Origin of the sequence: Mycobacterium sp. 1165196.3 (assembly GCF_001673415.1) — a bacterium.
Lineage (GTDB): Bacteria > Actinomycetota > Actinomycetes > Mycobacteriales > Mycobacteriaceae > Mycobacterium > Mycobacterium europaeum_A.
Map to the genome: position 1 here is coordinate 46,000 of NZ_LZLU01000221.1, position 6,499 is coordinate 52,498.

5 protein-coding genes, 1 tRNA gene and 1 pseudogene are annotated in these 6,499 nt (G+C 65.5%); 4 read left to right on the top strand and 3 right to left on the bottom strand.

Translation table 11 applies throughout. The features are described 5' to 3' along the window. Nucleotides 1–248: 248 nt before the first annotated feature. From A5659_RS22365 to A5659_RS22375, 3 genes are all read right to left on the bottom strand, one after another. Nucleotides 249–1,217 carry a site-specific integrase gene (locus tag A5659_RS22365; protein WP_231997974.1) on the bottom strand — a complete coding sequence of 323 codons (969 nt, stop codon included), beginning with the start codon at nt 1,215–1,217 and terminating at the stop codon, nt 249–251. Nucleotides 1,218–1,561: 344 nt separating this feature from the next. Continuing rightward, a tRNA-Leu gene (locus A5659_RS22370) sits at nt 1,562–1,638 on the bottom strand. Nucleotides 1,639–1,668: 30 nt separating this feature from the next. Beyond that, a complete protein-coding gene (locus A5659_RS22375) occupies nt 1,669–2,895 on the bottom strand; it encodes a bifunctional 2-polyprenyl-6-hydroxyphenol methylase/3-demethylubiquinol 3-O-methyltransferase UbiG (RefSeq protein ID WP_067184329.1) in 1,227 nt (408 codons plus the stop codon). Between the two features lie 184 nt (nt 2,896–3,079). Here A5659_RS22375 and A5659_RS22380 point away from each other — a divergent pair, with 184 nt between their 5' ends. The 4 genes and pseudogenes from A5659_RS22380 to A5659_RS27365 all read left to right on the top strand — a co-directional run. After that, nucleotides 3,080–3,409 (top strand): DUF732 domain-containing protein, encoded by a 330-nt coding sequence (locus A5659_RS22380; protein ID WP_066876612.1) that lies wholly within the window; start codon nt 3,080–3,082, stop codon nt 3,407–3,409. Nucleotides 3,410–4,148: 739 nt separating this feature from the next. Continuing rightward, complete coding sequence (locus tag A5659_RS22385) at nt 4,149–5,045, top strand: PE domain-containing protein (RefSeq protein ID WP_066860520.1); 897 nt, start codon at nt 4,149–4,151, stop codon at nt 5,043–5,045. 56 nt (nt 5,046–5,101) lie between these two features. Next, entirely contained in the window at nt 5,102–6,268 is a 1,167-nt protein-coding gene (locus tag A5659_RS22390) for a PPE domain-containing protein (protein WP_067184333.1), read from the top strand. Between the two features lie 158 nt (nt 6,269–6,426). Continuing rightward, nucleotides 6,427–6,499, top strand: a pseudogene (locus tag A5659_RS27365) (WXG100 family type VII secretion target); the annotation flags it as partial.

Here is a 6,499-nt window from a genome sequence, read left to right on the forward strand (position 1 = left end):
CTCACATGACTCGAGACGAATGGATCGCAAACGCGCTAGCGGACATGCCACCCATACCGTCCCACAAGCTCGCAGAACTATCCCTAATCTTCCGCCATGAACCTCTCGAAAGCCCCAAGCAGACGTGAAATGGGGTAGTGACGCCGGGGGTGAAAAGTCGAGATGACGCGCGAACACGGGCGCAGCAAGGAAGTCGCTGTTTGATCGCTGCCGAGGTTGGAAGGCGGACTTGCCAGCCCCTGCGATGACTAGTTTCTGGATCGAGCTGCGGTAATGGCGTTGCCGAGTGCCGTCGCGACCCCGGTTAGATCGTCGGCCATGAGATGGCCATAGAGGTCCAGGGTCATCGCGGCTGTTGCATGCCCTAACAGGCGCTGCACCACCTTCACATTGGCACCTGCGGAGATGGCGAGCGACGCACAGGTGTGGCGCAGTGAATGCGGGGAAATTATCGGGAACTCCGGGGTGGTCGGTTTGCCGTTCTCAGCTTCCTCCGTGCGCTTGGCCTTCGCGGCTTCTTGAAGCCTCTTAACGGCGTTATCGAACTGCCAGCGGTACTCCCCCAACGTCAGAAACCCGTTCTTGCCGGGAAATAACAGGTCGCCGCCATCGTGGGGAAGATCCAACAAATGCCACACCGGATCGGGAACGGGTACGTGGCGGCTGCGCCGAGTCTTGGTATCGGTCTCCACCATGCCCTGCCCCTGCACATACGTGACTGACCGTCTAACGATCAGCTCTCGGTCACCAACATCCCTCCGACGCAACGCAATCGCTTCACCAAACCGCAGACCACAAAAACCCAGCACGAGGGTTAGAGCCTCGAACCTTCCCGTCTCCCCGGCCAGATCCAACAGCTGAGTAAGCGTTAAGTAGTGCCGCTCCGCCTCGCGCTCCTCCGGAAGGTCGTGCCGCCTATCTATCTCGGTGGCTGGATTCTTCGACGCCAGGCCAGCTTTGACGGCATACCGGTAAACGGCACCGATGACTTGGTGGGCCTGACGAACCCTGCTAGCGGAGAGTTTTAGCCCTGAAAGCCACGCAGACAGATCGGCATAGGTGATGGCCTTAAGTGGTACGTCCGCCCATTTTGGGAGCACCACCGTGTCTAGGAGGCTGCGATAACCGGCCAGCGTCTTGGGCTTTCGGTGCCCCTTAGTGAGAAGCCACTGCTCTGCTACCACCCCGAACGCATCAGCCCCGACATCGGGCGGCACCCACTGGTTGGTGACAACCTTTCCGCGCTCGGTGCCTACCCACGACTCAGCTTCGACCTCGGTTCTGAATCGCTTTGTGTATTGCCGGCCATCGTTTCCGACGTACCAAGCCCTCCACCGCTTTCCAACTCCCTGCGGCTTGCCTTGGCCCTGCGCCCATCTGCCTGTTGCTAGTTTGGAAGGTGATCCATCGCGGTTTTTCCACAAGTCGACGACGCCGCCGCTCCCCGGCGTACGTACTGGTGTTTGCGGTCTCTCTGAACCCGGCACGGCATGAAGTTTACAATCTGCATACAGTTTGGCACGTGCGATTTCTACCGATAAGCAATCTAGCTGGGATTTCCTGGTGCCCCCAGTCGGACTCGAACCGACACTTGACGGATTTTAAGTCCGCTGCCTCTGCCAATTGGGCTATGGGGGCCCGTCGCGAATGTAGCCGACCGGGGACCGGCTATCCGGCCGGGTCGGCGTTCAGCGCCATGGCCAGAAAGTCCAACCGCCATAACCCTTGGAACAGCTTGTGGCCGAAATCTCGCAGCAGAGCCCGGTGCTCATCGGGGACGGCACCCGCGCGTCCCACGGATTCGATGATCTCGGCGATAGTACGGCGGCCGTCGACGTGTTGCACGAAGGGCAACTGGGCCGGGTTGAGCTTTTGCTTGCCGCCCGGCCAATGGATTTCGTCGCCGGACAACAGGCACGCCGTGCGCAGCAGCGGTACGTAATCGAATGAGGCCGGTGACGCGAAATCGATCGTGTACTGCTCCGTGGGGCGCTCGGGGAGGCAGGCCAGAAAGAAATGGGTGGCGTTCGCCGGCTGCAGGCGCTCCATCACGGACCACAGTTCGGCCTCGGGCAATTGGCCAAGCGCAGATTGGAATCCGCTTGCCGGCGTGAGCATCTCGTGCGAGTAGTACGGCGACTTGTGAAACCATGACTGGAACGCGAGTCCGGCGGCGGCGACCAGGTCGAGGCATTCCGCAACGGTGTAGCTGCGCGCCCGGGGATGCAGGAAGGTGTCGACCAGGGCGCCGTCGGAGACCAGGTCGTGGGCCGCCTTGAGATAGCCGCGCACCGGGTGGTCGGCCGGCAACATCGCGATGGCCTCTTTGACCAGTTGGACCGACGCGTCGTCCTGCGCCAGCTTGAGGTCGCGAAACACCGATTCGAGCATTTCGACGCCGATCCGGCCGTACTTGGCGTACAGCATGACCGCAAGCGCCCCGTCGCGGCGCAGGCACGCGCCCAGCGCAGTGAGCCCGGCCAGCGGGTCCGCCATGTGGTGCAGGACTCCGCTGGAAACGATCAGGTCGAAGTCGCGCCCGAGCGCCGACACCTCTTCGATCGGCAGCAGGTGCAGCTCCAAGTTCTGCAGCCCGTGCTTGTCCTTGAGCCGGTTGTGCTGGTTCAGCGCATTCTGGCTGACGTCGATCCCGACCACCGTCGCGCCGGGATTTTTGAAAGCGAACAGGGCGGCCTGGAAGGTGCCGCAACCCGCGATCAGGATGTCGAGGTCCGGCTTGTAGTCGCGGTCCGGCCACAACACCCGGTGAGCCCAGAACGGATCGAACCAATCCCAGTGGCTTTCGCACCACGCCGCGAGGTCGGCCACCGGGGGCGGATACTCCCACCGATCGTATTGGCGGGAGACGGCGTCACCCCGCGGATCGTCGGTCACTACGGCGCTGGCTCCTTCGCAACGGGCGGGTTTTGCTGCCTTGTTTGGCGGTGGCGACCAACTTACAAGCCTTCGCCGATATCCGGGCGAGGAGAAACGCCTGGTTAACTCGTCGAGACAGATTTGCCGGACGCAATTAGGATTCGATTCCTGCACGCACGAATTGGCCCGGAGGAGTCGACGAGTGAAAATCACGGCACGGTGGGCCGCGCCGGTCGCTATCGCGGCCGCCGGCGTCGTCGGCATGGTCGCCGCGCCGATCGCGAGTGCCGACCCCGCGGATGACCAGTACCTGCAGACGCTGCATTTGCGCGGACTCAGCTGGGCGGATGGCGCCGACCAATCGATGATCAATGTCGGGCATGCCGTGTGCACGGACTTCGATGGCGGGGACACCGCGGCTCAGACCATCGGCGATGTGAAGAAGTCGCTCGGGTTGAGCAACGGCGGCGCCAACATCATCGTCGGAGCGGCGGTCGCGGCGTACTGCCCGCAAAACCGCAGCAAATTGTAGGGGCCACCAACAGCGGTGGCGGCACCGTCGTCGTGGTGCCGCTGCCGCTGTTGGCGGCCACTCACAGCCCGGAATTTCCGGAGCCTGGTCTCTCACCCCGCCTCGCCGCTCGCGGGTTTGCTACCTGACACCGGGAGCCACACCACCTAACCGCCGGGAGCAAAGGTCCGCGGTCCGCGACGGCCATGGCGTCGCGTGCGTCACAGCGGGCCCGGCGGCACGCTATCCGGGCACCCAGCGCAAGCTCTGGCCAGTTTGCGTGACACCGCCGCGCGCAGGCGCGGCCAGAACCGCAATTCGGGTCGATTGGACTCGCCCGGAATTCCGGCCACGGTCGAACGTCAACGGGCGCTTGGGGATTTGGCACGACTGCGGCCGAACGTCGAGCCGCCGGGGCGCCGGTACGCGCCAGCGATCCGTCGGCGCTACCGCCGGAGCGCCATTTGCCACATGTCTAACGTGCGGCTCGGACGGCCGTCCGCTAGGATCCGCGCGCCGCGCGCGGTTTCCTGTTGCGCCGCCCGAGCTCAGATGACGTCCCGGTATCGCCCGACAGGAGCTTGTTAAAACTACGACACTCGGCGTTAAGAAGCCGTAAACGGCTGTCACGTGTGCCTTTTCGGCGGGAACGTGGGGTCGGTGGATAGCTAGCCTTTCCCCAACGCACAGGGGACGTGGCGTAAACACACAGGCCGGCTCGCCGTAGGGGGTCGGTCCGTTCCAACACTAGGAGCAACGGATGTCATTTCTGACGACACAAACCGAAGAGATGTTAGCCGCGCAGCAGCTGCTCAGCGGGATCAACACCAACCTGGCAGCGCAGAACGCGGGCGCGGCGTCGGCGACCACCGTGCTTGCTCCCGCGGCGGCCGATCCGGTCTCGGCCCAGCAGGCAGCAATCTTCTCGGCGTACGGCACCCAGTACCAGACCGTCGCCGCCGAGGCGCAGGCGCTGCTGGAGCAGTACTCGCAAACGCTGGGCATCAGCTCCAATGCCTACGGCGACACCGAGGCCGTCAACGCGAGCCAGGCCACGATGCAAGCTCTGGACGCCCCCGTCAGCGCCGCCGCGGCCACTCCGTCGAACACCCCCCTCGACTTCCTTTCCTGGCTGCTCGGTAGCACCGGAAACGGCACCAACCCGAACATGCTCGGCGGGATCTTCGGCCTGTCGAGTAACGGCGCCAACATCTTGAACATCGGTGCTGGCAACTGGGCCTCGGCCGCGTCCAACCTGATCGGGCTCGCCGGTGGTGGTCTGCTCGACACATCCGCCGACGCCGCGGGCGCCGGACTGGCCTCGGATGTTGCCGCCTCGCCGGGGCTCGGCGCCACCACCGTCGCGGCAGGCGGCGCGGGCGGCATGAGCGCGATGCCGGTGGCCTCGATGGGCTCGGCGACCATGGTCAGCAACCTCGCGGTGCCGCCGAGCTGGGCCGGCGCGTCGGCACCGGTGGCCACGCCGGTCAGCGCGATCCAAACGGCGGGCTGGACCGCCGCCGCGCCGCAGGCGGGCGCGGGCACGGTCATCCCCGGCATGCCAGGAATGGCCTCGGCGGCGCGCAGCAGCGCCGGCTTCGGTGCGCCGCGTTACGGCGTGAAGCCGATCGTCATGCCGAAGCCGACGGCCGTCTAAGCAGCGGTCACCCCAGACGTCGCATTCGAACAGACAAAATAAGGAGCGGGACAAAAATGGTTCTAAGTTTTGCGGCAATACCCCCGGAGATCACCTCCTCGCTCATCTACTCCGGTGCGGGCGCCGCGCCTTTGATGGCCGCCGCGACGGCCTACGCCAACCTGGCCGCCGAGATCAGTACCACGGCGACCCAGTGGGAATCGATCATTTCGCTGCTCACCAGCGAGCAGTGGACGGGCGGGGGCTCGGCGGCGGCCGCGGCGGCGGCCCAGCCCATCGTCACCTACCTGACCGAGACGGCGTCGACGCTCGAGCAGGCGAGTGCCCAGGCCACGGCGTCCGCGGCGGCGTTCGAGGCGGTGTTCGCGGCTGTGGTGCCGCCGCCGGTGATCGCCACCAACAGGGCCACCCAGGCGGCGCTCGTCGCCTCCAATGTGCTGGGCCAGAACACGCCCGCGATCGTGGCGCTCGACACCCTGTACGCCGAGTACTGGGCCCAGGACGCCGCCGCCATGGCCGCGTATCAGGCGGCATCGGCCGCGGCCGGGGTGCTCACGCCGGTGACGCCGCTGACCTCGACCACCGACCCGGCGGCCGCCGCAACCGTGGACAACGCCGCCCTCGCGGGTGACGCGGCGGGCGGCACGGTCCAGGCCTTGGATGCTCCCATCTCGACTTTGGCGGCGCCGACACTGCCGTTCACAACCGACGGGCTCCTGGGTTCGATCGACAACTTCCTCGGCACACCTTCCGTCCTCAACGCCATCAACGGCGCGGTCAACACCGCGGCCTGGTTCACGATGATCACCATTCCGACGGCGGTGTCGCTGGGCCACACCCTGGGTACCGTGCCGGCCATCGCCGTCGGCGACGTGGCGCCCGACGGTGTTGCGGGCATCACCGAGGGCACCATCGTCAACTCGGTGCGGCCGGCGGGTGGCTTGGGCGCCGCGACATCGGCGGCCGTCGGGGAGGCCTCGATGGTCGGTCGTCTGTCGGTGCCGCCCGGTTGGTCTGCGGCCGCCCCGGCGACGCAACTGGTTTCGGCGACCGCCCCGCTCGAGGGCTCGGGTTGGACCGTCGCATCCGAGGCGGCCGAGCCGGTCAGCGCGATGCCCGGCATGCCCGGAATGGCGGCGGCGGCAAAGGGTGCCGGCGCGTACGGGTCGGGCCCGCGGTACGGCTTCAAGCCGATCGTCATGCCCAAGCAGGTCGTCGTCTAGAAGGTCCGGTGATATGGGAAGAAGGGGGTACATGTCACCCAATTGAGGCGAGCAATTAACCGGCAGGCCGTAACCTGTTTACAACTCGGCCACCACTGCATCAAATACAACTGTTAAGACTTCGGCGAACTGAAGCTTCAAGATAGGAGACAGTCGACATGGCAACACGTTTTATGACCGACCCGCACGAGATGCGGGCGATGGCGGGCCGCTTCGAGGTGCACGCCCAGA

Excerpts from the sequence above, each read along its gene's own strand:
- A5659_RS22385 (WP_066860520.1), top strand. The coding sequence starts at position 4,149 with ATGTCATTTCTGACGACACAAACCGAAGAGATGTTAGCCGCGCAGCAG.
- A5659_RS22390 (WP_067184333.1), top strand. The coding sequence starts at position 5,102 with ATGGTTCTAAGTTTTGCGGCAATACCCCCGGAGATCACCTCCTCGCTC.